Below are 26206 nucleotides of genomic sequence, written 5' to 3' on the forward strand. Positions count from 1 at the left end.
GCCCTGATTAAACTCGGCTCTTTCGCGCTTCCTCAAACGAACGGCTGAAGCACGTTCGTTTTTGCGGTGAGCGCTGCGATCTTTAACAGTAACGTCTTATAACATCAGCAATTTGAGCAGGCGCACATCGCCATCACATTTATGTTTACCGTCTGGCTTTTATGCTGTATTTTCGTCTAAATCAATAAATCCTGCATACAGTGAGTTTTATGATGGATAATGAGCAGCAGTTGACGAAAGTTGCCGAACGTTCAGAAAGAATGCTTCTTGGCCTGACGGAACAGATCCAACATCAGAAAGATGAGCTTCAGGAAAACACCTTTTATCAGGTCTACGCCAAAGCGGCGCTGGCCAAACTTCCGCGGCTGACCCGCGCCAGCGTCGATTACGCCGTCAGTGAAATGGAAGCGAACGGCTATATCTTTGATAAACGCGCGGCGGGCTCTTCCACCAAATATGCGATGTCCGTTCAGAATATTATCGATCTCTATCATCACCGCGGCGTGCCTAAATACCGCGATCGTCATGATGAGGCCTTTACCATTTTTGTCGGTAACCTGAAAGGCGGCGTTTCGAAAACGGTGTCTACGGTTTCTCTGGCGCATGCGCTGCGCGTACACCCTCATCTGCTGTTCGAAGATTTGCGTATCCTGGTGGTCGATCTCGATCCGCAATCTTCCGCCACCATGTTCCTTAATCACACTCGTGCGGTCGGTACTGTCGATACCACCAGCGCGCAGGCCATGCTGCAGAACGTATCGCGTGAAGAGCTGCTGGAAGAGTTCATTGTGCCGTCGATTGTGCCGGGCGTGGATGTCATGCCAGCCTCTATTGAAGACGCTTTTATCGCGTCACGCTGGGAAGAGCTCTGCGCGGAGCATCTGCCGGGCGCCAGTATTTATGGCGTACTGCGCCAGAATATCATCGATAAAATTGCCGGGGACTACGACTTTATCTTTGTCGACAGCGGCCCGCATCTGGATGCTTTCCTGATGAACGCTATTGCCGCCTCGGACGTCCTCTTCACGCCGGTGCCGCCCGCGCAGGTGGATTTCCACTCCACGCTCAAATACCTGACGCGTCTGCCGGAGCTTATTGCCCTGATTGAAGAGTCCGGCTGCCGGGTGCGGCTGCAGAAAAATATCGGCTTCATGTCGAAGCTACTTAACAAAGCCGATCACAAGCTCTGTCACAGCCTCGCCAAGGAGATTTTCGGCGGCGATATGCTGGATGTCGCCCTGCCCCGTCTGGACGGCTTTGAACGCTGCGGAGAGTCGTTTGATACAGTGATTTCCGCCAACCCCGCCACTTATATCGGGAGCAGCGAGGCGCTGAAGAATGCGCGCGCCGCCGCCGAAGACTTTGCCAAAGCGGTTTTCGATCGCATTGAATTCATTCGTATGAGCTGAGAATACTATGAGCACAAAAAGAGTCACCATTGGCCGTACACTCACCCACGCCCCGTTTAAAGAGAGCACGGATGCCGAAACGTTTACCTCGGTGTTTGTGCTCAATTCCGGCCGTAAAGCGACGTTCAGGCTGGAAACCGTCGCGCCTGCGGACGTGGCGGAAAAAACCTTTGTGCGCCAGGAAACCAACGGGCGCGATCAGTCTGCGCTGACGCCGGAATCTTTGCGTGACATTACCCGTACGCTGAAATTTCAGCAGTTCTTCCCGGCAATTGGCGTAAAAGCGGGCGATCGCATTGAAATTCTGGATGGCTCCCGCCGTCGTGCGGCGGCGCTTATCTGCCACACCGGCCTGACCGTGCTGGTGACAGAAGCTGCGCTGACGTCAGAAGAAGCCCGCAAGCTTGCCAAAGATATCCAGACCGCGAAAGAGCACAACATTCGTGAGATTGGGCTGCGCCTGATGGCGTTGAAAAACGCCGGGCTTAACCAGAAAGAGATAGCCGAGCAGGAAGGGTTGTCGCAGGCGAAAGTCACCCGCGCGCTACAGGCAGCGTCGGTATCGGCTGAACTGCTGGCGTTCTTTCCGATTCAGTCCGAACTCACCTTCAGCGACTACAAGACGCTGAACAGTGTCGAAGAAACGTTGCTGAAGAATGAGGTCGCCCTGAAAACGCTGACCGACTCCATCGCCAGCGAAGTGGATATTGTGCTGTCAGAAACGGATCTGGCCGAAGACGAAGTCAAAAACCGCATCGTGCGTATCATTGCCCGTGAAGGGGAACTGCTCACGTCGCCGGGTCCGAAAGATAAAGCGGTTATCTCCCCACTCTGGCGTTTTTCAGATAAAGATCGTTTTGCCCGCAAACGCACCAAAGGCCGCCTGTTCAGCTACGAGTTTAATCGTCTCTCACGCGAGGTGCAGGACGAACTCGACAGCGCCATTGAACGCATTCTGAAGAAGCATCTTTCCTGAGCGGACATCCGCTCGCCGTGGTGATTTCACCGTTATCTCCCTGAAATATCGTTTTTTTCTGGACGGATTTCACGGTGAAATCGCCAGCTTCCCCTTTCCCTTCGTTAAAGCGTTATCTCTCCTTTACTCTCTACAGTGGATGTTCCGTCTGATGATTGCCCGCTACACAATGAAATTTCAAAGGTTTCGCCACGCTGATTTTATCGTTAAGTGATTGATATTTATAAATTTAAACGGAATATTTCACGCTGAAATCGCCATCTTTCAGGCTGCGTTTTATCGCTATTTTCCCGGATTACGCAACACAACATGTATTCAGCAGGCCAGTGCTTTTGCAGTAATGCCGGATACATGACATAACTCTTTTTTCATTCCCGGCATCGGTATAAGCGGCTCTGCGGCGCATTATGTGACGATTTAAAGGCGGTACGGTTTTCTCTTTGAACGCGCTATACGCGAAGCCAGCGTGGCTGAGACGTATCCACTACGGCGAGTGCTATCGCACTGCCGCGGTTATGCGAGGCATCTTCAGAAAACAGCAATAAAAAAGGCCGCCCTCAGGCAGCCTTTTTCATGTTGCAGCAATCAGAACAGAACGGAGTAGTTCAGACCAAAAGTCCGGCCGCGGCCTTTATAGGTATAGAGATCGGGTGAGCCATAGGTCGGGCTGTAGAGGCCTGGCGCACGCTGCCCCCAGACCGTCGTGTAATCTTCATCCAGCAGGTTTTCCACACTGAAGGCGATTTTGCCGACCGGGAGCGCATAACTGCCGATAAAGTCCATGGTGTTATAGCCATCGATTTTCTTACCGGCATCATCAGATACATCAAACGTCTGGGTGCTTTGCAGGCGAAGCGTCCAGTTATCCGGTGCCCAGTTAACCCACGCGCTGACCTTTGACGGGCTGGCGCTGTCGACCGTAAGCTTTTTCCAGTCGCCGTCCACGCGGGTTTCAGATTTGATGGCGTTAAAGTTCGCGCCGGTGCTCCAGTCGCTGTCGCTGAAGAAGTAATCCACCTGACCTTCCACACCATAGATACGACGTTTGTCGTCATCAAGGGTGATGGTCATGTCGGTTTTGTTAATGTTAATGGTTTTATCAGAAACCGAGTAATACGCCGCGAGCTGGGTACGCAGACTATCGCCGGTATAACGCCAGCCCAGCTCATAGCTGTCGACTTTAATGCCATCGAGACGTGAGTCATTTACGTTCACGCTCTTAAGCAGACGGTAATGACCATTCTCAAGACGATAGGTGCCGGAGCCATAATATTTTGCGAGATCCGGCAGTTCGAAGCCCTGCGAGAAGTTAAACCACAGCTGCTGGCGTTCGCTCAGATGGCCCAGAATCCCGGCGTTAAACAGCAGATTGTTATAATCCGTTTTGCCGCCCGGCACGGCGTCGGCGGAGGTGGCTTTACCGGTGGCGATATTCTGCTGTTGGGTGTAGCCGACAAAATCATCCACCTTATTCTCGGTGTACTGATAGCGCACGCCGCCGCTTAAGGTGATCGCGTCGATGTCATAACTCGCCTGGAGGAACGGTGCCAGGTTCGTAATGCTGTAATCCGGATAACGCCCGACGTTATAGGCGTTATCCAGCTTCATTCCCCCGCTGGCAGTGGCTTTGTTCAGATCGAAAAACTGCTGGTTGGCATTAAAGGTTTCATGCTCGGCATCGACGCCATAAGTAAGAGAAAGGGCATCCAGCGGTTTGCTGTTTACGGTCAGTTTCCCGCCCCAGAAATCCGTTTTCTGCTGCGAAGCGCCAATACTGGTCACCCGCGTTTTATCACCGTTCAGCGTCGGGAACGGGTAATAGGTCAGGCTCTCATCGCGATAGTAAATCTGCGCGACCAGAGCCTGGCCCCAGGCATCGGAATTGGAATACTGAAGGTTAATCAGGTGACGCTCGGTACCCGGCAGGCGATCGGAATCCAGATTGCCTTTGTTGTAGGCCGTACCGTTGCCGGTCACCGCTGAAAAATTCTCGCCCAGGAACAGGCCATGCTTACCGTCTGACTCGCTTTTGTAATACTGCGTGGTCAGTTGCAACTGCTGGTGGTCATCAATATTCAGCGTACCGGTGCCCATGACGTCCAGGCGATCAGAATACTGAAGGCCGGTCTGGGTGTTATCGATAATAGCTTCATCGCCATTGCCGTCATACCAGCCGCCGTAGCGCTGATAGGCGACTGACAGGCGACCGGAGGCGTTGTCATTCCCGCCGCTCACCGCCGCCGCCATGTTCTCGTCATGATCGTTATGGCTGTTAAAGCCGCTTTTCGCGCCGGTCTGGAATTCCACCTGCGTCTCAGGCTGCCCTTTTTTGGTCACGATATTGATAAGACCGCCGGTGCTGCCGCCGCCGTAAAGCGAGGTGGCGCCGGAGATAACTTCGATTCGCTCGATATTAAACGGATCGATGGAGTCCAGCTGGCGACTGTCGCTGCGCGAGGAGTTCATCCGCACGCCGTCCACCATCACCATCATGGAGCGGCCACGCATATTCATGCCGTAGTTGGTGCGCCCCTGGCTGCTGACATCCATTCCTGGGATCAGCTGCGCCAGAATTTCTTTTAACTCTTTACCGCCCTGAACCTGCTGTTCAATGTCAGCCTGTTCAATAACCCACGTGGTCTGTGCCATATCCGCAGCGCTGTGTCCGGTACGGCTGGCGGCAACCACCAGCGTCTCTTCTTTTTGCGGCGCCCCCCAGGCGGAGGCGGAAAGCATGGCAAGTAAACAAGGATTCAAAACCCAAAGATGATGGCGCTTCATTGTTATGGTGTTCCTGAGAGTGTGTTAGTAGTCGGTGCTGTTTACAGGTTGAGTAATCTGGCGTGTGACCGTCTCTGGCCGGGAGAGCCACTGGATCACGCCAGGCGTGGTGCTCAGGTCAAACGGCTCGTCAGGGTGCGCCACATTAAGAATGCGCGCGGCCCGCCAGGCCATCAGGCTGAGCTGGGGTTCCGCAATGCCGAGGCTGTGCATACCGGCATTCACGGCAAAAAGGTGACTCGCGTCGGGGCCGTCCCACTCCAGCGTAAAGTCGGTATTAACCCGGAAGCCTTCGCGCTCGTCCAGTTGCAGGCGATGCGCCAGCGGCGCGAGAAATGCCGGTCGGGCAGGGCGATAGCCGGTTGCGAAAATCACCACATCGGCTTCCAGGGTTTCGTGACCGCCGTCCAGATGATGACGCAGCGACAGACGCTGCCCCTGCGCCTGCGGCGTCACGCGAGTGACCGAGCGTGACGGCAGCAGATGCGCCCAGGGTTTTTCACCCAGCACTTCAAAGCGGTGGTACATGGCGCGATAGATAGCGAGCAGCGATTCGCAGGTGACGCCGTCTGATGTCATCTTCTGCTCGGCCAGCAGATCGCAACGTGTTTTCTCATCAAGCCGGGCGAAGCTCTCCAGATATTCCGGCGTGAAATACTCGTTCGCGAATGCGGCTTCATCGAGCGCGTTGTAATTGTTGCGGCGCGACACCCAGTTCAGCGCTGCAGGTTGGCCCCACTCGCCGCGGAAAATATTCAGGAACAGATCGGCACCGCTCTGGCCGCCGCCGACGACTGTAACGCGCTTACCGGCAAGCGACGGCGTGCGCAGCATCATTTCGCTGGCGTGGAAGCAATTGTCGGTCTGTGCGGGCACGCAGTCGGGCAGGTTGACCTGCTTGCCGATACCCATGCAGACGTGGCGCGCGAAGAAGCGATCGCGCTGGGTCACCACTTCAAACAGCCCGCTGGCCTCGTTAAAGCTCACCTGCTGCACCTGCTGGCTGAACGACAGATTGCTCAGGTTGTCCGCCGCCCAGCAGAGGTAATCGGCAAACTCTTCACGGGACACCGTGCGCTGCTCGGTGGTCAGGAAGCGGTAGAACTTTTTACGCTGCACCAGGTAGTTCAGAAAGCTGTAGCGATTAGTTGGCTCCACCGCGCTGACCAGATCTTTCAGGAAACTGGTCTGCATATGGCAATCCGGCACCATCATGCCCGGATGCCAGGAAAAATGCGGTTTGCATTCAAGGAACAGCGAGCTGAAGCCGTCAAGCCCTTCGGCGAGCGCGGCGATGCTGAGATTAAACGGGCCGATGCCAATGCCGATGAAATCATACGTTTTCATGATGCGGTCTCCCTGGTGACCCGATACAGCGGGTTATCAAGATCGGTAAGGTAATTGGGTAACATGCGGCTGCCGCCGTCATTCTCGGAGAAGGTGAGTTTGACCGGGTTCAGCACCACGCGAATGATTTGCGGTTTGAAGAGATCAAACAGCGCGAAGCGCGCTGTCATCTCCGGGTGCGCGGCCATATAGTCCTGCAATACGTCCGCGAGCAGACGGTAGAAGCGGGTTTCGCTGACGCCGCACTGTTCGGTCAGACGCGAGACGAAACGCAGCACCGTCACAAAATGCCCGGTCTGTAAATCGTGAATGATGTAATCCGCGCCAAGACGCGCGGTCACGGCTTTTACCGGCTCCGGCAGGCTCTCCATTTCAGGAAATGCTTCATCCACGAGACGCATATCGCCCTGGAAATCCTTCAGCAGAATGCGCTGCGGCACATGGTCTTTCATCACCAGCGTCACGTTCTGGCCGTGCGCGATAAGCGCCACACCGTACCGGCACAGCAGGTGATAAAACGGAATGACGACCGCGCGGAATAGCTGCGTCAGCCACGCCTCGGCGCTTAGCCCCGAGCGCGCGATCCACGCGTCAATCAGGGGCCGACCTGCGTTGTCTGTTTCCATCAGCGCCGCCATCAGCACGGCCTGCTCGCCAGTTTTCAGCCAGCAGGACGGGTTCTCGCGCCAGATCACGCCAAACATCTCCTGATAGCGATAGGGCGCGGTTTTCAGCGCGGCGTAACCGGTGTGCGTCACGTAACCGGCCGCAGGCTCGCCGAGGATCTGCGCGCCGAGGGCCACTAACGTTTTATCGCCGGCGAATTGCTGTTGCAGCCAGCGCGAGGCGAGGGGCCCGGCGGCAATGTACTTGCCCGGAATGCCCCGGTAGCAAGAGGTGTTGTAGATGGTGAGCGGCAGTTTGATATCAAACGACGAGCGACGACTGACGTTGGTCAGCGTACGCAGCGACTGCTGGGCGATATACTCATCGCCAAACACGCCGAGATCGATAATCTCGCCGCGCGCCAGCTGCGGCAGAAAATGCAGGGCGATTTTCTGCTGCCACTGCCACGGATGCAGCGGCACGGGCAGCCAGTTTTCATCCAGATGCAGCGCCTGCCAGTAGCGGGTAAACCGCTGACGTTCGCCGTCATCCATGGCGCTTGCCAGCAGGTTATTGATGTCGCAGTCAGCGTCGCTGCTCCAGACCATCAGGTCACGGCGGACCGCCACCCAGTGCAGGCGAAACCGGCCACGGTATTCCGGCGCATAAGCCTTCAGCGCATCCAGCCCCCAGCCGCGACGCCCTTTGTTAAAAATAAATTTCGGGTGGCCTGACATCAGGCACTGCAGCTCATCCGGATCCATATCGATGAGCGCGTCGGCGTCCAGGCCTTCACGCGCCTCCAGCAATTGCATATCGCCTCTGAGCGTCGCGTAGAGATCTTCGAGATGCTCCGCCGTCTGCGCGTCGCTCATCTTGAGCACCACGGCCAGCTGGCGCAGGGCGCTTTCGGCCTCAATGGCGCTGCCGCTTTCGTTCGCGAGCGTCGCCGGGTTGATATGCAGCCAGCCCCAGATGCCGCGCTTCGCGTCAAACGTCCAGGTCTCATTGCCGAGCGCGATGGCCCAGCCCTCAGCATCGATTTCCTGCGCCGTCAGCGTGCGTTCATACTCCAGCTCGGCGAGCATTTTCGCCACCATCTCGCGGTTTACGCGATCCCACCGTTCCTGCGTCATAATCCCACCTCGCTGAAGAAACGGCTGCGCTCGCTCATCACCAGCCGCGAGCGCTTATGCGGGAAATCGAACTCTTTCACGGTGTCAAAACCGGCGACCGGCAGATGACGGAACAGGCGCTGATTATCGAAGCGCGGTTCCGCCACCAGGCGCTGCGTGCGCGGCTCGTCCAGCCACAGATAATGGCTCAGGCCGCGCAGCCAGCTGCGGATGTACTGCGCGCCGCGCCACTGCTCTTCGCCCACCAGCATATGCAGCCCGCGGTCGAACGGCTGCCAGCGGTAGTGGCGACCGATGCGGTCTTCCGGCGCCCAGTAGATTTCGAAATAGCCGAAAGGCTCATCATCAAAGCAGCCAATCAACGGATAGCAGTACGTGGCGTCGAGCTGTTTATGCAGATATTTTTCCTGCTCCGCCTGCGGCCCGGCCATCTCCCAGAAAGCATTCACGCGCGGCGCGTTCATCCAGCGGGTGAAGCGCTCGCCATCCAGCGCCACATCCGCCACGCGGAAGCTGAGCGTGCGCTTGATTTGCGGATCGTAGCGACGATAGACCTCGCCCTGCGGGCGTGGCGGCCGCGCCGGGAAGGCGAGCTGGCGCGTCTCGTCAAACTGTATAGCGGCACGTGCGGCGATGCGCTCGCCGCGCAGCCACAGCGGCAGCTGCCAGAACGTGTCGCGGGCCAGATAATCACACTGCACGGCGTCAAACAGCGCCTGCGCCTGCGGCTCATCGCGCCACTGCGCCCACGGCAGCGTAATGCCCGTTAATGCGGGGGCTGCGACAAATAGCTGGTCGAGAGCGGCGGTCAGCCACCCTTCCGCCAGCGCGCCCGGATGATTTAATACCGCGCTGCCGTCGAGCCCGAGGCCCAGCGGCAGCGCCAGATCGCGCTTCGCGCAGCGAAAACCGTAACCGTCATGAATAATGCTGGCTTCAGGCATCATGCGTGCTCCCTGCAAACGGATTGTCGAAGTTGAAGTAGATGACCGCCGGATCGACGATGGTATTTTCGTTGTGATCGTGCAGATAACAGAAGAAGTTGCCCTTGCAATTCCAGTGGCGGCTCTCCAGCACGTAATCGAGGCAGCGGGTGTCGCGCGCGGTAGCGCGCAGCTGCGCGAGCGCGTCACGCACCAGCGCCATCAGGTTCTCTTCGCGCTCAAACCCGGCGGCGCCGAGAGCGGCGGTTACCGCAAGCGTTGAGTTCACCAGCAAGTAATACGGGAAGTAGCGCAGCAACTGGGCTTCGCTGAAGCGGTTTTCCGCCTCCGGCTCGCCGGCTTCCGCAAGCCACAGCAGCGCGCCATCAGTAAAACCGCTGCCCTGACAGTCGCGATAAATCAGGCCGACAGGCAGATCCTGCTGCATCTCCACCAGAATGTTTTGCTGATGTGCCAGCAGCACCAGGCCGTAATTGGCTTCGGCGCTGAAGAGCGGCAGCAATATGCGTTCGCAGTACGCCTGCACCCAGCAGCGCGCCGCCTGCGCCAGCGGCAGGCTGAGGCGCTCGCTGAGACGACGCACGGCGCAGGCCAGCAGGCTGTCGCCGCCGTCCGGCGCGGCCTGGGTCAGGCTCACCAGCACGTTGGTCTGGGTCTGTGGCGTATCGAACAGCAGATTGACGCGCAGCGCCATCAGGCTCTCTTCCTGAATGTTTCCCTGCGCGTCGCGCAGGCCCACCCAGCCATCTTCCTGCATCACGCGCATTGTCGGGTAACGCTCCTGTAAGGCCTGCCAGCGGCTGGTTTGGGCCAGGCGCGCCAGGCGCATTCCGCGTTTCACTTCTTTCACCGACAGCGTGCGTACTGAGTTGGTGAGACGCACGCTGAGCGAGAATTTGATCATGTCGTTATTGGTTTCGCTGTAGAGCGAACGCGAGGAACTGGTCGGCAGCCACGGCGCGCCCGCCTCGCCCAGATCGATAAGCTCGCCCTTTTCCACCAGCGCCTGACACCACGGTTGCGTGAGCAGATACGCCGCCTGCCACGGGTGCATCGGCACCAGCCAGCGCGTATCGGTAAAATGTTCGAGCAGCGCAGGCGCGCTCTGAGCGGCGAAACGCAGCAAGCGGGTGCGCAGATCTAACCCCAGGCTTTCGCCCGCCACACAGGCTTTATTTACCGCGAACCAGCGCAGCGGAAAACGTGGCGCAAAATCGGGCAGATAACGCCGCGCTTCGGTCTCATCAAACGGCTCGTGCGATTTGGGTGCCGGGTGAAAGGCATGACCGACCAGCAGCGCCTGTTCCGCCTCGGCGAAGTTCAGCGGCTTCGCGCGAAGCGCAGCCCAGTCGTGACGCAGTTCAATGGCCTGCCAGGTATGGCGGTGACTCTCCTGTACGCGGCGCGCAAAGCGGGCCAGCACGTCATCGGCAAGTTCGCCTTTTACGGAAGGTTTCGCCAGAATCAGCTCGACAAGCTCTTCAAAATCAATGGGTTCGCAGCTATCTTCATCGCTTGCCACCCGCATTGCCGGGAACTGATACTGATGGTGTTGCGTCGGGGAGAAATAACGCAGCGCAATGCGGATTGCCTGCGTATCGGAGAGCGGTAAATGGATCTGCGCCGGCTCCTGCGGTAATGCGCCAGGAACCAGCTGCCAGTCCCGGGTTTCACGCAGCAGCGCGTTAAGAAAACACTGAGCCGCAACGTCAGTCGCGGCAGGGCGGGGCAGGGAAACCATAACAAACACATCCTTTGTTGATAATGATTATCGTTATGATAGGGATTCTATTTACAGTGGCAACTATTTTTGCAATATTTGTTTTCATTAATTTCATAATTTCCTCATCTTTATTGACAATATATTTACCTGCTTATGGATGCTTCTTCTCACGCTGTACACGCCCGCCGCACAGGACAATCGCTCTGGCCGCTGGCGCTGTGCGCGGGTCTGCTCGGGATCGGACAGAACGGTTTGCTCGTGGTATTGCCGCAACTGGTACAGATGACGGGGCTGTCGCTCTCCGTCTGGGCTGGATTGCTGATGTTCGGTTCGATGCTGTTTCTGCCCGGCTCGCCCTGGTGGGGGCGGCAGACGGAAGTGCGCGGCTGTAAATTCGTGGTGGTGGCCGCGCTCGGCGGTTATCTGCTGAGTTTCGCCGTGATGGCGCTGGTGGTCTGGGGAATGGCGCGCGGCGTGGTCGGCGTGTCCCTGGGGCTCGCCGGGCTGATTATCTCGCGTGCGCTCTACGGCCTGACGGTCTCCGGCATGGTGCCTGCCGCCCAGACGTGGGCCATGCAGCGGGCGGGCATGGAGCACCGGCTCGCGGCGCTTGCCTCCATCAGTTCCGGCCTGAGCTGCGGGCGCCTTATCGGCCCGCCGCTGGCCGCCGCCGCGTTAAGTCTTCACCCGCAAATGCCGCTCTGGCTGATGGCGTTCGCGCCCTTTATCGCGCTGCTGCTGGTGGCGCGCCAGCATAACGATCCACCGCTTGCGCCTGTGGCGCACCAGTCGGCGCGCCTGCGTGCGGATATGCTGCCTTTCCTTGCGCTCGCGCTGCTGCTGGCCGCCGCGGTCAGCCTGATGCAGCTCGGCCTGTCGCCGCATCTGCGCCCGCTGTTTCATGGCGATCTTCGCGCCGTCAGCCATCACGTGGCGCTGCTGCTAAGCCTGGCGGCGGCGAGTACGTTGCTGGCGCAGTTCCTGGTGGTGCGCCCACAGCGCCTTCAGCCGCGCGCGCTGCTGATGGCGGCGGCGGTGCTGATGGCCGCCGGTCTGCTGCTGATGATCCTGCCGGGGCTGGTCACCTTTTACGCCGGTATCGCCGTGACCGCTTTTGGCGCCGCGATGGCGACGCCTGGCTATCAGGTATTGCTTAACGACCGGCTCACCACCGGCAAAGGCGCGGGCGTTATCGCCACCAGCCATACGCTCGGGTATGGCGTAAGCGCCCTGCTGGTGCCGGTCATTTCTCTCTGGTTCGGCGAGCAGATGCTTATCGCTGCCGCCTTTATCACCGCCGCGCTGTTTTTACTGTTAAGCATTGGCGTCTGGCGTCACGCCGCGCCGCAGGAGCCCACCGTATGACCGCCAGTTACCGCATTTTTAACGTGACGCTGCGCCGTCGCATTCCTGTCACCCCTTCGCTGCTGCGCTGCGTGTTCACCGGCCCGGACGTGGCGCACATGAAGCATGAAGCGCCCGATCAGCGCATCAAGCTGATGTTCGCGAGGCCCGACGGCGACACCGCCAGGCTGCCGGTGAGCGACAGCTGGTATCAGGATTATCTGGCGCTGCCGCGCGAGCGGCGGCCTTTTATGCGCACCTACACGTTGAGAGCGCTGCGTAGAGAGGCGTGCGAGCTGGATGTCGAGTTTGTGCTGCATGGCGACAGCGGCCCGGCGTCGCGCTGGGCGATGCACGCGAAACCTGGCGACACGCTGCAAATCGTCGCGCCGGATCGTGATTTTCCTGGCGACAGCGGCGGCTATGAATGGCGCGCTGACGACGCGCTTCGTCAGGCGCTGCTGGTGGCCGATGAAACCGCGCTGCCCGCCGCGCTCGGCATTCTCGAACAGCTCGCCCGTCAGCCTGCGCCGCCGCGCGTCCAGGCGTTTCTGGAAGTGCCGCTGGCCCAGGATATCCAGCCCCTGCGTTACCCGTTTGCCGATATTCACTGGCTGGCGCGTGATGAAAACGCGCCGCACGGCGAGCGACTGCTGGAAGCGGTGAAAGACGCCGCAGCGCTGCCTGCCAGCGAGCAGGCGTCGGCGCAGACGACCGCAGACGATGATGACGAAGAGACGCTTATCTGGCAGCGCGCCGGCGGGGCAGGGACGTTTCGCGCCTGGGTGGCGGCGGAATCCGGCGCGGTGAAACGGCTGCGTCACTACCTGACGCGGGAGCGTCAGCTCGATCCGGCCCGCGCCTGCTTTATGGCGTACTGGTCGCGCGGGAAAAGCCACGTATAACGCCCCGCTTTTACAGCATACAGGCTGTATTACGTCCTTAACACCCTTCAGGCTGTAATTGCATACTACAGCCTGAAGGGTGTAAAATAAAAAATACAGCTTATCGTATGTATCCGAGGATGCGACCCGCCCGTATGAACACCTGCTATCCACTGAAAACGCTCAGCCAGTTGCGCCCGCTGCTGGTGGGCTTTCGCAAAAATCAGGGGCTGACCCAGAAAGACGTCTCCGCGCGGCTTGGCGTTACCCAGCAAACCTATGCGCGCCTCGAGGCGAACCCTGAAACGGCCAGCATTGAGCGCCTGTTCCGCGTCTTTAACGTGCTCGGCATTGAGATAACGCTCAGCGAAACGCAGACGGCTGAACCTGACGCGCCCGCGCGTGATGATTCGCCTGCCCGCCGCGAGGCGTGGTAATCATGCGCCGCACGTCGCGTTTAGCGCTCTGGATGAACGGCATCCCGGTCGGTTACTGGGATAAACACAACGGCGAAGACCGGCTGACCTATTTACCTGCGTGGCCCGGTGATCCGCAGGGCAGGCCGCTGTCGCTGTCGCTGCCGTTCACGCCCGGCAATCAGCCGTACCGCGGCGCGCGGGTGCGTGATTACTTCGACAACCTCCTGCCGGACAGCGAAAACATCCGGCGGCGGCTGGCGATGCGCTACCGGGCGCAAAGCCTGGAGCCGTTCGATCTGCTGGCTGAGCTGGGGCGCGACTGCGTCGGTGCCATTCAGCTACTGCCTGCCGATGAAGCGCCGGACGGGCTGTTTACCATTCGCGCCCGGCCACTCTCCACAGTGGATATTGCCGCGATGCTGCGCCACACCGCCGGGGCCTTTCCCGGCCAGCATGGCGGGGAAGAGGCGTTGCGGCTCTCGATTGCGGGCGCGCAGGAGAAAACTGCGCTGCTGTGGCACGAAGGTCAGTGGTGTCTGCCGGAGGGCAACACGCCCACCACGCATATTTTCAAACTGCCGCTCGGCCTGGTGGGCAATATGCAGGCGGATATGCGCACCTCTATTGAAAACGAGTGGCTCTGCGCGCAGCTGCTGGAGGGCTGGGGCATTCCGGTCGCGCGCACTTCTTCCGCGCCCAGATCATCTTCTGGATCCTCGCGGCGACTGATGGCCACGCCAAGAATTTCAGCATCGCGCATCTGCCCGGCAACCGGTATCACCTGACGCCTCTGTATGACGTCCTGTCTGCCTGGCCGGTCATCGGGCCCGGCCATCATCAGATTGCGTGGCAGAAGTGCAAGCTGGCGATGGCCGTGCGCGGCAGCAGTAACTATTACCATCTGAGTCAGATCCGCCGTCGTCACTGGCTGCGTCAGGGCGAACTCGCCGGGCTGTCGGCAGCGCAGGTCAACGCCATGATTGATGAGCTGATAGCCAGCGCGCCCGCGGTCATCGCGCGCGTGGCCGACGCCCTTACGCCAGATTTCCCCGCCTTTCTGGCCGGGGCGATTTTCGACGGCATGCGCCAGCAGTGCGCGCGTCTCCTGGCCGCGTAATCGCCCATTCGACGCCGTGTCGCACGCGGCGTCGTCACTCCTTCTCCTGACGCGCCTCGTCGCGCTTCCCGGCACTTCTCCGGTAATGGTCTATGATTGTTCACGTATGCCGCCACGGCCGGGACATTCCGTTATCCGTTGTACCCCCCAGCAGAAAACCGCTTTCACACAGGCGGCCTGCGCGCTACCGGCCCGCTGCGGCACCCGGCTCATGCTTACACGTTAACGCTCCTGAGGCACGCCGCAGGAGCGGAAATTGCGCGATCGCGCCACTGCTCACTTCTGGATTAAACGAGGTAACAGAATGGAGTCAACATTCCTGAAAAGTTGGGGTAGCGAATATGTGGCGGACGGCGCCGTTCGCTTCCGTCTCTGGGCGACCGGACAGAAGCGCGTGACGCTGCGCCTCGCGGGCCAGGATTTGCCCATGACGCCGACAGGCGATGGCTGGTTTGAACTGGACGTGCCGGGCGTCGCACCCGGAACCGAATACTCTTTTGTGCTGGAAGACGGCATGACCGTGCCGGACCCGGCCTCTCGCGCTCAGAAAGCGGACGTCAACGGACCGTCGCTGGTGGTCGATCCCGGCGCGTACCCATGGAAAACCACGGACTGGCGCGGCCGCCCGTGGGAAGAGACGGTCGTCTATGAGATGCACATCGGCACCTTTACGCCGGAAGGCACCTTCCGCGCGGCAATCGAAAAGCTGCCGTATCTGGCGCAGCTTGGCGTCACGATGCTGGAAGTGCTGCCCGTCTCGCAGTTCGGTGGTAACCGCGGCTGGGGCTACGACGGCGTATTGCTTTACGCGCCGCACTCCGCCTACGGCACGCCGGACGATTTTAAAGCGTTTATCGACGCCGCCCATGCCCACGGGCTTTCCGTGGTGCTGGATATCGTGCTCAACCATTTCGGCCCGGAAGGCAACTATCTGCCGCTGCTGGCGCCCGATTTCTTCCACAAAGAACGTATGACCCCCTGGGGCAACGGCATCGCCTATGACGTCGACGCGGTGCGCCGTTACATTGTGGAAGCGCCGCTCTACTGGCTCAAAGAATATCGCTTAGATGGCCTGCGTTTTGACGCCATCGACCAGATTGAAGATACCTCGGCAAAGCATGCGCTGGTTGAAATTGCCGAGCGCATCCGCGCGGAAATCACCGATCGCCCGGCGCATCTCACCACCGAGGACAGCCGCAACGTGATTTTCCTGCATCCGCGTAACCCGGACGGCAGCGCGCCGCTGTTTACCGGCGAATGGAACGATGATTTCCATAACGCCATTCATGTGTTCGCCACCGGCGAAACGCACGCTTATTACCAGGACTTCGCCGATCGGCCGGAAAAACTCGTCGCCCGCATACTGACGGAAGGTTTCGCGTATCAGGGCGAGGTGTCGCCGCAGAGCGGCGAGCCGCGCGGCGTGGACAGCACCGGCCAGCCGCCGGTTGCATTCGTCGATTTTATCCAGAATCACGACCAGGTCGGCAACCGCGCCTGGGGCGAACGTCTGATTGAGCTGGCGGGCAGCGACCGCACCAAAGTGCTGCTCGCGACGCTGCTGCTCTCTGCGCATATTCCGCTGCTGTTTATGGGGGAAGAGTACGGCGAAACCAATCCGTTCCTGTTCTTTACCGATTTCCACGGCGAGCTCGCCAAAGCCGTGCGTGAAGGACGCGCGCGTGAATTTGAAGGCCACGGCGACTGGGACGGCGACAGCGTACCGGACCCGAATGCGCAGCAGACGTTTGAAATGTCGAAACTCGACTGGCAGAAGCCGGAGAGCGAAGAGGGGAGGGCGTGGCTTGCGCTCACCCGCGAGCTGCTGACGCTTCGCCGTGAGCATATCGTGCCGCTGCTGGCAACGGCGGGCGGCCACAGCGGACGAGTCGTCGACACCGCGCCGGGTTTTGTGGCGGTGAGCTGGACCTTCCCCAAAGGCACCCTGTCGCTGGCGCTGAATATCGGCGAGCGCCCGCAACCGCTGCCGGATCTGCCGGGCGATACGCTGTTCGCCTGGCCGCAGGGAAGCGACGAACTGCCCCCTGACAGCATTCACGTTCGCCTGGCGAAAGGAGACGCGCAATGAGTATTCCTTCTTCAACGTACCGCATTCAGTTTCGCAACGGCATGACGTTTGACCGCGCGGCGGGCCTGGTGCCTTATCTGAAGCGGCTTGGCATCAGCCATCTGTACGCGTCGCCGGTGTTTACCGCGACCACCGGCTCCACCCACGGCTATGACGTGACCGACGCCAATGAGATAGAGCCTGCCATCGGCGGGCGCGAGGGCTTCGACCGCATGGTGCAGGCGCTCAAAGCGGGCGGGCTGGGGCTGATCCTCGATATCGTGCCCAACCATATGGCGGCGTCACTGGAAAACCCGTGGTGGCGCGACGTGATTGAATATGGCGAAAAGAGCCGTTATGCCCGCCATTTCGATATCGACTGGACGCGCCGCCTGACGCTGCCGTTCCTGGGCGATACGTTTGAGAACGTGCTGGAAAACGGCGAAATCAGCGTTAAGCCCGATCCGAAAACCGGCAAACCGGCGCTCGCCTATTACGACAGCTTTTACCCGCTCAACCCGGAAACCTGGCAGGGGCGCGAAGCGGAAGTGCTCGCGATGACGGATAAACAGGCCATCGCCGCGCTGCACGACCGCCAGCCGTACCAGTTAATCTCCTGGCGCGACGCGCCGCGCTCGCTCTCCTACCGCCGCTTTTTTGAAATTACCGGGCTCGCGGGCGTGCGCGTTGAAGATGACGCCGTGTTTGACGACAGCCACCGGCTGATCCTCGAACTGGTGCACTCCGGCGCGGTGGACGGCCTGCGGGTGGACCACGTGGACGGCCTTGCCGATCCGAAAGCGTATCTGGAGCGGCTGCGCGAAAAAGCCGGGCCGGACTGCTACATCACCGTCGAAAAAATTCTCGGTAAGGGCGAGCAGATCCCGGAAGACTGGCCGATTTCCGGCACGACGGGGTATGAATTTATCGCCGCGCTCTCGGATGTGCTGGTGGATGACGCGAAGCTCGAGGATCTCAGCAAGGCGTATCACGAGGTGGTCGGGCAGGAGGTGGATATGCGCGCCGAACTGCGCGACGCCAAACTGCTGATGGCTGACCGGAATTTCGAAGGCGAATTCACCACGCTGCTGCGGCTGGCGACCCGCATTGCACAGCAGGAGGGCGTAACGTCGGAAGAACCGGCGCTGCGCGACGCGCTGCGAGAACTGCTGGTGGCGTTCCCGGTGTACCGCACCTACGGCACCGCGCAGGGGCTGACGCCCGCCGACAGCGCGCTGTTGCAAAAAGTGGTCGCGAAAGTGCAGGCTGGCGAGCACGCGCCGGATGCGCAGGCGCTCGGGTTTATCACCGATGTGCTGGCCGGGAATATTTCCGGCGCCTCAGTTGCCGACGCCGCGACGTTCCGCACCCGTTTTCAGCAGCTTACCGGCCCGCTGATGGCGAAATCCGTGGAAGATACGCTGTTTTTCCGCCAGAACATGCAGCTCGCGCTCAATGAAGTGGGAGCCGAGCCGCTGCCGCGCACCTTCTCGGTGGATCGTTTCCATAAAGAGATGGCGCTGCGTCTCGCGCATCAGCCGGACGCGCTCACCAGCACGTCGACGCATGACACCAAACGCGGTGAAGACGCCCGCGCCAGGCTCTATGCGCTCACTGAAGCGCCGCTATTTTATGCCGAGTGCGTCGCGCGCTGGCGTCAGCTGAACCAGACCAAAGTGGTGTTCCTGAATGACGGCACCGCGCCGAAGGGCACCGATACCTGGATGCTCTATCAGGCGCTGGCGGGCGTCTGGCCCGCCACGCTGAAACCGGATGATGAAGCGGGCCTGAAAGCGCTTGAAGAACGTTTCCTCGCCTTTGTAGAAAAGGCGCTGCGCGAAGCGAAGCTGCGCACCGACTGGGCGGACACGAACGATGCCTATGAAAAAGCGGTGCTGGATTACGCAAGCCATATGCTCTCGCCGGACAATCAGGATTTCCTGAAGGATTTCCATGAGGCATTACAGCCGTTTATCCGCGCGGGTCTGGTCAACAGCCTGACCCAGACGGCGCTCAAGCTGACAGCCCCCGGCGTGCCGGACATCTACCAGGGCAGCGAAGCGCTCAACTTCAGCCTGGTGGACCCGGATAACCGCCGCGAGCCGGACTTTATCGCGCTCGACAGTATGCTGGCGCCGCAGGCGAATCTTGCCGCCACGCCGCAGGACTGGATCAGCGGGCGCCTTAAACAACACCTGATCGCCCGCGTGCTGCACCTGCGCCAGCAGGATCCGGCGCTGTTCCGCCACGGCGACTATCTGCCGCTCCACGCCGAAGGCGAGTTCGACAGTAACGTCATTGCTTACGCCCGCACGCACGGCGATAACGCCATCATCATCATCGCGCCGCGGCTGATGTTCACCGCGCTCTATGAAAGCGCGTCGCTGCCGGCAAGCGGCGGCTGGCCCGACACACATATCTTGCTGCCTGCGTCACTGGCTCACCGTCGCTGGCGCAACGTACTGACCGGCGAGACGCTGAGTCTTACCGATCGGATAACCCTGGAGACAGCCGATGGCTGCTCGTCCGTGATACTGATAACCGACTGATTCCATGCAAATAAACATCATGAATCGTGGTAGTCCTGAAAATTTACGGCCTGGATGGAGAGGGATAAATGTCAAACGATAAGGCTTTTGAAATCACGGCGGGATGCAGTTATCCCCTCGGCGCAAACTACGACGGCGAGGGGGTAAACTTCGCGATTTTCTCCGCGCACGCAGAGCGCGTGGAGCTGTGTCTCTACGATCCGAGCGGCAAACACGAAATCGCCCGCCTGACGCTGCCGGAATATACGCACGAAGTCTGGCACGGCTATGTGCCGGGCCTGCAACCCGGCGCGCTGTATGGCTACCGCGTGCACGGGCCGTACGATCCGGAAAACGGTCACCGCTTTAACCCGAACAAGCTGCTGGTCGACCCGTACGCCCGCGATCTCGTCGGCAATATCGAATGGAACGAGGCGCACTTTGCCTACGATCTGCTGCATGAAGATAAAGATCTGACGTTTGATGAGCGCGACAGCGCGCCGTATATGCCGAAGTGCCGGGTTATCGACCCGAATGAGTTCGACTGGCAGGATCAGAACCGTCCGTCTGTCGTCTGGCCGCACACGGTGGTGTATGAGACCCATGTGAAAGGCTTCACCCAGCTCAACCCGGCCATACCGCCGGAGCTGCGCGGCACCTATGACGGCATGGCGCATAAGGCGTCGGTGGATTACATCAAAAGCCTTGGCATTACGTCTGTTGAACTGCTGCCGGTGCACTGGTTCCCGGACGATCAGCATCTGCTGGATAAGGGGCTGAAAAACTTCTGGGGCTACAATTCACTTAACTTCTTCGCGCCCGCCTCGCGCTACTTCGGGCCGCGCGGCATTCAGGGTTTCCGCGACATGGTGCGCGCCTACCACGACGCCGGTATCGAGGTGATCCTGGATGTGGTTTATAACCACACCGCCGAAGGCAACGAGCTTGGCCCGACGCTCTCGTTCAAGGGCATCGACAACTTCTCTTATTACCGCACCATGCCGGATCAGCATCGTTATTACATTAACGATACCGGTACCGGCAACACGGTGAATACGTCGCATCCGCGCGTGTTGCAGATGGTGATGGATTCACTGCGTTACTGGGCGGAATCGATGCATATCGACGGTTTCCGCTTCGATCTGGGCACCATTCTTGGCCGCGAGCCGGAAGGATTCGACCAGCGCGGCGGCTTCTTTGACGCCATCATGCAGGATCCTGTGCTCTCGAAAGTGAAACTGATCGGCGAGCCGTGGGACATCGGCCCTGGCGGCTACCAGGTGGGCGGCTTCCCGCCGGGCTGGGCGGAGTGGAACGATAAATACCGTGATACGGTGCGCGAATACTGGAAGGGCGATAACGTCTCGACCGATTTCGCGGCGCGCCTGCTCGGCTCCGGCGACCTCTACGATCAGCGCGGCCGCCGTCCGTGGGCAAGCGTCAACTTCATTACCGCGCATGACGGCTTCACGCTCAACGATCTGGTCTCCTATAACGGCAAGCACAACGAGGATAACGGCGAAGATAACAACGACGGTCATAACGACAACCGCTCCTGTAACTACGGCGCGGAAGGCCCGACCGACGACGAAGGCATCAACGCGGTGCGTGAACGCCAGAAACGTAACTTCCTCGCCACGCTCTTTTTCTCACACGGCACGCCGATGCTGCTGGCGGGCGACGAGTTTGGCCGCAGCCAGATGGGGAATAACAACGGCTACTGCCAGGACAGCGAGATCTCCTGGGTGCACTGGGAAAACCTGCCGGAAAGCGCCGACGCGCTGCGCGAGTTTACCCGTCACGTGATCCGCCTGCGCGCCGAGCAGCCGCTGTTGCGCCGCGAGAACTGGCGCGACGGAATGGAGATCAAATGGTTTAACGCGGGCGGCGGGCTGCAGACGCCGGAACAGTGGGATGAAGGCTCGACGCTTGGCCTCTACATCGGGCGCTCCGATTTGCAGCAGGAAGAGGGGATCTGGCACGACGTGTTAATGCTGTTCAACCCGTTTGAAGGCACCGTGCCGTTCCGCATTCCGCAGTTTGGCGAAGAAGGCGGCTGGGTGCTGGAGCTGACCACGTCCGATACCGCGAACCACGGGCTGGTTATCACGAAAGAGAAGGATTTTGAGCTGGAAGGGCGCAGCATCGCGCTGTTCAGACGGCCTTAATCGCGACGCCATCACACCTACGGCGCAGGGGCAACCCCGCGCCGTTTTTTATGACCGGTCAAAACGCCACGTTCATCCGCGCCATGATGGTCTGGGCGCGCGAACCGCTGTCATCCAGTCCCAGCGTGCCCTGATACGCGAGGCCTGGCGTGACGCCGTTCGGCAGCTGCATATCCACCCCGACGCCCAGCGCCAGCGACTGCCGGTTCTGTTCATACAGCGACATTCGCCAGGTATCACTGCCCGTATCCGCATAACCGACACGCGCGCTGCCGGTGTCATTCATCAGGCGGGAATATTCGACACGGCTTTGCAGCCGCACGCCGCCCCAGGTAAGCGGAACGCGGTGTTCGGCGCGCAGACCCGCGCTGCCCGTGACCTGAGAGAACCGCTGCGGCGCGAACGCCAGGTTATACATGCCCGCGTCCGACTCGGTGTAGCGCTCAAGGCGCGTCTGCGAAACCTGCACGCGGCCATACGGGGAGACGAGGCTTTGCGGCGAGCGGAACTCGTAGCCGGAGGTCAGCGCGCCGAAAACCTGGCTTCCGGCGCGACTGCCGCGCGCGAAGGCGTCCGTTTCGCTCACGTCGCGTTTACTGTCGAAATCAAGACGGCTGTAACCCAGCAGCCCGTCGACAAAAACCGCATCCGGATGATAGCTCGCATACAGCGCGGTGCTCAGTGAGCGGCCATTGCTGCGCGTGCCGGTATCGCCGATATCGCTGACGTCGCGCCCGAAGCCGATGCCGACGCCTGCCGTCACGGTGGGTGTGAAACGGTAATCCACCCCGGTGCTGACGCCCACCAGCGTGTGGCTTAAGCGCATCGTACTGTCTTTATCACGCCCGAAATCGACATAACCGCCCGTCCAGTAAGAGAGACGCTGGCCGGGCGTCTGCGTCCCGAACGGCAGCGCGGGCGGCAGGCTGTTCTGCGCATCCAGCTGCGCCTGCTGTTGCAGCGCCGCATCCCAGAGATCGGTATCCAGCCCGCGTTCCGCCTGCGAAGAGGGCAGGGCGAAATGTACGCCATTCAGGCTGGACGGTACGTTTTCGCTGCCGTGCAGTTGTTCGAGACGATCGTTGAAGTTGCGGATCTGCGCGCGGGCGAAGTTTTGCGCCGCCTGGTACTGCGCGCTGACGGTGCCCGTTACGCTGGCGTCTTTCGACGGATCGGGGCGGGAGGCGATACTCAGCGTAATGGTCGCAGGCGAGGTGGCGCCGGCGGCGTTTAACAGCACGTAGCGTAGCGCGACGGTGCCGCTGGCCTGCGGCGCGGCGGTAAAGGTGAGTTCGTAATCGGCGCCCCGCGACTGAATGGTCGCGCTGCCCTGGCGTTTATCCGGGGCCGCCAGCAGACGCGCGCCAGTGAACGGGCCGCCGGTAGCGCCGCGCGTGAGCGACACGCGGGCGACGCGTCCGGCAGAGAGCGACGCGCTCTGATCCACCGCCTGCGCCACCGCGGCGTTGATGTGCAGTGTATACGCGGCGTGAACCGCGGCGCCGTTCGCATCGGTGGCCGAAAGCGTCAGGGCGCTGTCGCCTGATGCGCGCGGCGTGCCTTTCAGAATGCCGTCGGAGAAAGTAAGCCCCGCGGGCAGCGTACCGCTCAGCTGCCAGGTATAGGGCGTTGCGCCACCGCTCACCGTGAAGGTCTGCGATAAGGCGGTGCCGACCGTGCCGGGCGGGAGTGCGCCCGCAGCCGGCGTCATCATGAGCGTGGCGGCTGGCGGCGTGTCATTCGTCACCACGAGCGTATAGGTCACGGTGGAAGAAATACCTCCGGCGTCCTGCGCGGTCAGCGTGAAGCTGAAACTGCCGGACGTGGTGGGCGTACCGGAGAGCGAGCCGGTTGTGTTGTTGAGCGTGATGCCTGTCGGCAGACCATGCGCTGTCCAAGTATAAGGCGCGCTGCCGCCGGTGGCCGAGAGACTCTGCGACCAGGCGCTGCCTTTGGTGGCAGCCGGGAGCGCGCCGCTGGCGGGAGTTATTTTGATGGTCGCGGGCGCGGTAATGACCAGCGATACCGTGGCGCTTGCCGACGTGCCCGCGCTGTTGCTGGCGGTATAGGTGAAACTGTCGCTGCCGCTATACCCGGCCAGCGGCGTATACGTGACCGACGTGCCGGAGATAACCAGCGTGCCATGTGCCGGGAGGGTAACCAGATTCACGGCCGTGGCGCTGCCCCCGGAGAGGGCGAGCGTAATCGGGTTATCGTGGCTGTTGGCCGCCACCTGCGCGGAGACATTACCCGCTACCGGCGTCTGCTCGTTGCGCTGGACTGTGACGCTGTAATTTTTCGTGGTGCCATCTTCGGCGGTGACGACGATCCCGAAAGTATTTATGCCCACGCTAAGGTTAAAAGCGGGCGAAGCGGTGCCCGACGCGACAGCGTTGCCGTTAATGGTAACCGTGGCGGCGGCGTGAGTGGTGACGGGCGTCAGCGTCACGGAGGCGACGGCATAGTCGACCGTGGCATGGTAGCTGGTGGTGCTGGACGCGAAACCGGGGGAGAGGGCGCCGCCGGAAAACGAGAGCCCGCTCAGCGTGGCGTCTGATGAGAGCGTGACTGCGGCGGTACAGGAGACGTTCACCGGGCTGATAAAGCCGTTGGCCGTCGATACTTTCAGGTAAAGCCCGCCTGCGGTGAGTTGCGCGCCGGTCACCGTGGTGCTGAAACTCCCGGCATTGCCGTCTGAGCTGTAATGCGCCACATAATGCCGGGAGAAGTCACGCGAGTGCATAAGGACCGCATCTGCACTTATCTGGGAGCCGCCGGCGCCTCCACCATTGTCAGTAAATGAGACCGTGACGCTTTCATCCGCGCTGAAAGCGCTGGCGTTGTACGTGCTGGTGCCGGAACTCACCGGGCTTGAGGCGTTCAGGGCCATACACGCCGATGAGAGCGCGCGGGCGGGCGATATCGTTAGCGCCAGGAGGACGAGAAAAACAGCGAAAAAACAGACTGCGTTAAGCAGCCCTGAAACGTGACGCGCCATCATTTACCCGCAGTGAAATGATCAGAAGGGTGGGATTGTTGTGCAGCGTAACATTGAGGGTGCGGTAACGATGGGCCGATATAACCCGGTTTTCAGGGACAATTAGCGGCGTAGCGACAAGGGATTACTCCGGATCTTTTTTCTGTTCGTCTTTTTTCAGGGGATCGCCTGCCGGCATGCGAAACAGCGGCTTGTGTTTAAGCGAAGGAATGGCGTTTCTTCCCTCGGCGGGCGGGTTACGGGTTGGCCAGTACCACAGAATATCGCAAATCAGTTCCAGCAGATAATGCATACGCCCTCCGGCGGTGAATAATGTTATCCATCATACCGAAAAACAGGGCGCGTTGATAATGCGCAGGTCCGGCGCTTGACCCATGACAAGGCGGCGCACCGGTAAGCCTTCTTATAATCACGCCCTCAATCCTTCACTGGTGTGATGCTATGGCTTACCAACTCAACCTGAACTGGCCGGAATTTTTAGAAAAATACTGGCAGAAAAAACCTGTCGTGCTGAAACAGGCGTTTGCGAATTTTATTGACCCGATCACGCCGGATGAACTGGCGGGGTTGGCGATGGAGCCGGAGGTCGACAGCCGTCTGGTGAGCCACGCTAACGGAAAATGGCACGCCAGCAACGGCCCGTTTGAACATTTCGACGGGCTTGGCGACACCGGCTGGTCGCTACTGGCGCAGGCGGTAAACCACTGGCACGCGCCGTCCGCCGAGCTGGTGCGTCCGTTTCGCGTACTGCCGGACTGGCGCCTGGACGACTTAATGATTTCATTTTCCGTGCCGGGCGGCGGCGTGGGCCCGCATATCGATCAGTACGACGTGTTTATTATCCAGGGCATGGGCAGCCGTCGCTGGCGCGTGGGCGATAAACTGCCGATGCGTCAGTTCTGCCCGCACCCGGCGCTGCTGCATGTCGATCCGTTCGAGCCGATTATCGATGAAGATCTTGAACCGGGCGATATCCTTTATATTCCGCCTGGCTTCCCGCATGACGGCTTTACCCACGAAACGGCGCTCAACTACTCCGTCGGTTTTCGCGGGCCGAACGGGCGCGATTTAATCAGCAGCTTTGCGGATTATGCGCTGGAAAACGATCTGGGCGGCGAGCACTACAGCGACCCGGATCTGACCTGCCGCGACCATCCGGGCCGCGTCGAGGCGTATGAGCTTGAGCGCATCCGCCATATGATGATCGGGATGATTAACCAGCCGGAAGACTTTACCCGCTGGTTTGGCTCGTTCGTCACCACCCCGCGCCACGAGCTGGATATCGCCGCCGCCGAACCGCCGTATACGGCCGAAGAGGTGCGCGAGGCGCTGCTTGGCGGGGAAACGCTTACGCGCCTTTCCGGGCTGCGGGTGCTGAACGTCAACGACCGCTTTTTCATCAACAGCGAGCAGTACGACACCGTGGATCCGCGCGCGGCGGATGTGCTGTGCCGCTATACCGACGTGGGCCAGAACGAACTGGGCGACGCGCTGCATCATCCGGCGTTTATTGATGAGCTGACCGACCTGATAAACCAGGGCTACTGGTTCTTCGACGAATAAATGTCCCCTGACGGCTTTCATTGCCAGTGAAGGCCGTTTTCTTTTTAAGATTGTCTGTGGCGAATAGCCTGGCGTTCGTTAATAAAATATCAGGGCTTCGATTTCCGCCGACAATACATTATCCGCGCCGCCGATAATAAAATAACCCGCCAGAGTATTTTCTTTGTCGGTAACCGACGCGGCAGAAAGCAAAGC

The 26206-nt window shown here is 60.2% G+C and carries 16 protein-coding genes and 1 pseudogene; 10 read left to right on the forward strand and 7 right to left on the reverse strand.

Annotated elements, in window-relative coordinates; all coding sequences use genetic code 11:
- Positions 1-212 precede the first annotated feature (212 nt).
- Together AACV31_RS04895 and AACV31_RS04900 are read left to right on the forward strand one after the other, a co-directional pair.
- Positions 213-1409 (forward strand): AAA family ATPase, encoded by a 1197-nt coding sequence (locus AACV31_RS04895; protein ID WP_370458115.1) that lies wholly within the window; start codon positions 213-215, stop codon positions 1407-1409.
- A 7-nt stretch (positions 1410-1416) separates the two neighbouring features.
- Positions 1417-2385, forward strand: coding sequence for a ParB family protein (locus AACV31_RS04900; RefSeq protein WP_165156354.1), 969 nt, complete (start codon positions 1417-1419; stop codon positions 2383-2385).
- 585 nt (positions 2386-2970) lie between these two features.
- Here AACV31_RS04900 and AACV31_RS04905 read toward each other — a convergent pair.
- The 5 genes from AACV31_RS04905 to AACV31_RS04925 are packed head-to-tail and all read right to left on the reverse strand — an operon-like array spanning position 2971 to position 10940.
- Positions 2971-5166, reverse strand: a complete 2196-nt coding sequence (locus tag AACV31_RS04905) for a TonB-dependent siderophore receptor (protein WP_165156352.1) — start codon at positions 5164-5166, stop codon at positions 2971-2973.
- A gap of 24 nt (positions 5167-5190) precedes the next feature.
- A complete protein-coding gene (locus AACV31_RS04910; protein WP_165156350.1) occupies positions 5191-6513 on the reverse strand; it encodes a lysine N(6)-hydroxylase/L-ornithine N(5)-oxygenase family protein in 1323 nt (440 codons plus the stop codon).
- Positions 6510-8255: an IucA/IucC family protein gene (gene iucC / locus AACV31_RS04915; protein WP_165156348.1), complete on the reverse strand. Its 1746-nt coding sequence runs from the start codon at positions 8253-8255 to the stop codon at positions 6510-6512. Before iucC ends, AACV31_RS04910 begins: the two co-directional genes overlap by 4 nt.
- Complete coding sequence (locus tag AACV31_RS04920) at positions 8252-9199, reverse strand: GNAT family N-acetyltransferase (protein WP_165156457.1); 948 nt, start codon at positions 9197-9199, stop codon at positions 8252-8254. Before AACV31_RS04920 ends, iucC begins: the two co-directional genes overlap by 4 nt.
- Positions 9192-10940 carry an IucA/IucC family protein gene (locus AACV31_RS04925; protein WP_165156346.1) on the reverse strand — a complete coding sequence of 583 codons (1749 nt, stop codon included), beginning with the start codon at positions 10938-10940 and terminating at the stop codon, positions 9192-9194. Before AACV31_RS04925 ends, AACV31_RS04920 begins: the two co-directional genes overlap by 8 nt.
- Before the next feature lie 135 nt (positions 10941-11075).
- Between AACV31_RS04925 and AACV31_RS04930 the strand changes: the two genes are divergently transcribed.
- From AACV31_RS04930 to glgX, 7 genes and pseudogenes are all read left to right on the forward strand, one after another.
- Positions 11076-12287: an MFS transporter gene (locus tag AACV31_RS04930; RefSeq protein ID WP_165156344.1), complete on the forward strand. Its 1212-nt coding sequence runs from the start codon at positions 11076-11078 to the stop codon at positions 12285-12287.
- Positions 12284-13171: a siderophore-interacting protein gene (locus AACV31_RS04935; RefSeq protein ID WP_165156342.1), complete on the forward strand. Its 888-nt coding sequence runs from the start codon at positions 12284-12286 to the stop codon at positions 13169-13171. Before AACV31_RS04930 ends, AACV31_RS04935 begins: the two co-directional genes overlap by 4 nt.
- Positions 13172-13305: 134 nt before the next feature.
- Positions 13306-13587, forward strand: coding sequence for a helix-turn-helix transcriptional regulator (locus AACV31_RS04940; RefSeq protein ID WP_165156340.1), 282 nt, complete (start codon positions 13306-13308; stop codon positions 13585-13587).
- 2 nt (positions 13588-13589) lie between these two features.
- Positions 13590-14686 (forward strand): annotated as a pseudogene (locus tag AACV31_RS04945) (HipA domain-containing protein).
- 304 nt (positions 14687-14990) lie between these two features.
- Positions 14991-16775: a malto-oligosyltrehalose trehalohydrolase gene (gene treZ / locus AACV31_RS04950; protein ID WP_165156338.1), complete on the forward strand. Its 1785-nt coding sequence runs from the start codon at positions 14991-14993 to the stop codon at positions 16773-16775.
- On the forward strand, positions 16772-19303 hold the full coding sequence (treY, locus tag AACV31_RS04955) for a malto-oligosyltrehalose synthase (protein WP_165156336.1): 2532 nt from the start codon (positions 16772-16774) through the stop codon (positions 19301-19303). Before treZ ends, treY begins: the two co-directional genes overlap by 4 nt.
- A 68-nt stretch (positions 19304-19371) precedes the next feature.
- On the forward strand, positions 19372-21450 hold the full coding sequence (glgX, locus tag AACV31_RS04960; RefSeq protein ID WP_165156334.1) for a glycogen debranching protein GlgX: 2079 nt from the start codon (positions 19372-19374) through the stop codon (positions 21448-21450).
- A 58-nt stretch (positions 21451-21508) separates the two neighbouring features.
- On the opposite strand, the gene AACV31_RS04965 is transcribed toward glgX, so the two are convergent.
- Positions 21509-24448: an autotransporter domain-containing protein gene (locus AACV31_RS04965; RefSeq protein ID WP_165156455.1), complete on the reverse strand. Its 2940-nt coding sequence runs from the start codon at positions 24446-24448 to the stop codon at positions 21509-21511.
- Between the two features lie 124 nt (positions 24449-24572).
- Positions 24573-24740, reverse strand: coding sequence for a hypothetical protein (locus AACV31_RS04970; RefSeq protein ID WP_165156332.1), 168 nt, complete (start codon positions 24738-24740; stop codon positions 24573-24575).
- A 149-nt stretch (positions 24741-24889) separates the two neighbouring features.
- On the opposite strand from AACV31_RS04970, the gene AACV31_RS04975 reads away from it, so the two are divergent.
- On the forward strand, positions 24890-26011 hold the full coding sequence (locus AACV31_RS04975) for a ribosomal protein uL16 3-hydroxylase (RefSeq protein ID WP_007767728.1): 1122 nt from the start codon (positions 24890-24892) through the stop codon (positions 26009-26011).
- The last annotated feature ends 195 nt before the right edge of the window (positions 26012-26206 follow it).

Source organism: Cronobacter sp. EKM101R, from assembly GCF_963888145.1.
GTDB lineage: Bacteria > Pseudomonadota > Gammaproteobacteria > Enterobacterales > Enterobacteriaceae > Cronobacter > Cronobacter turicensis.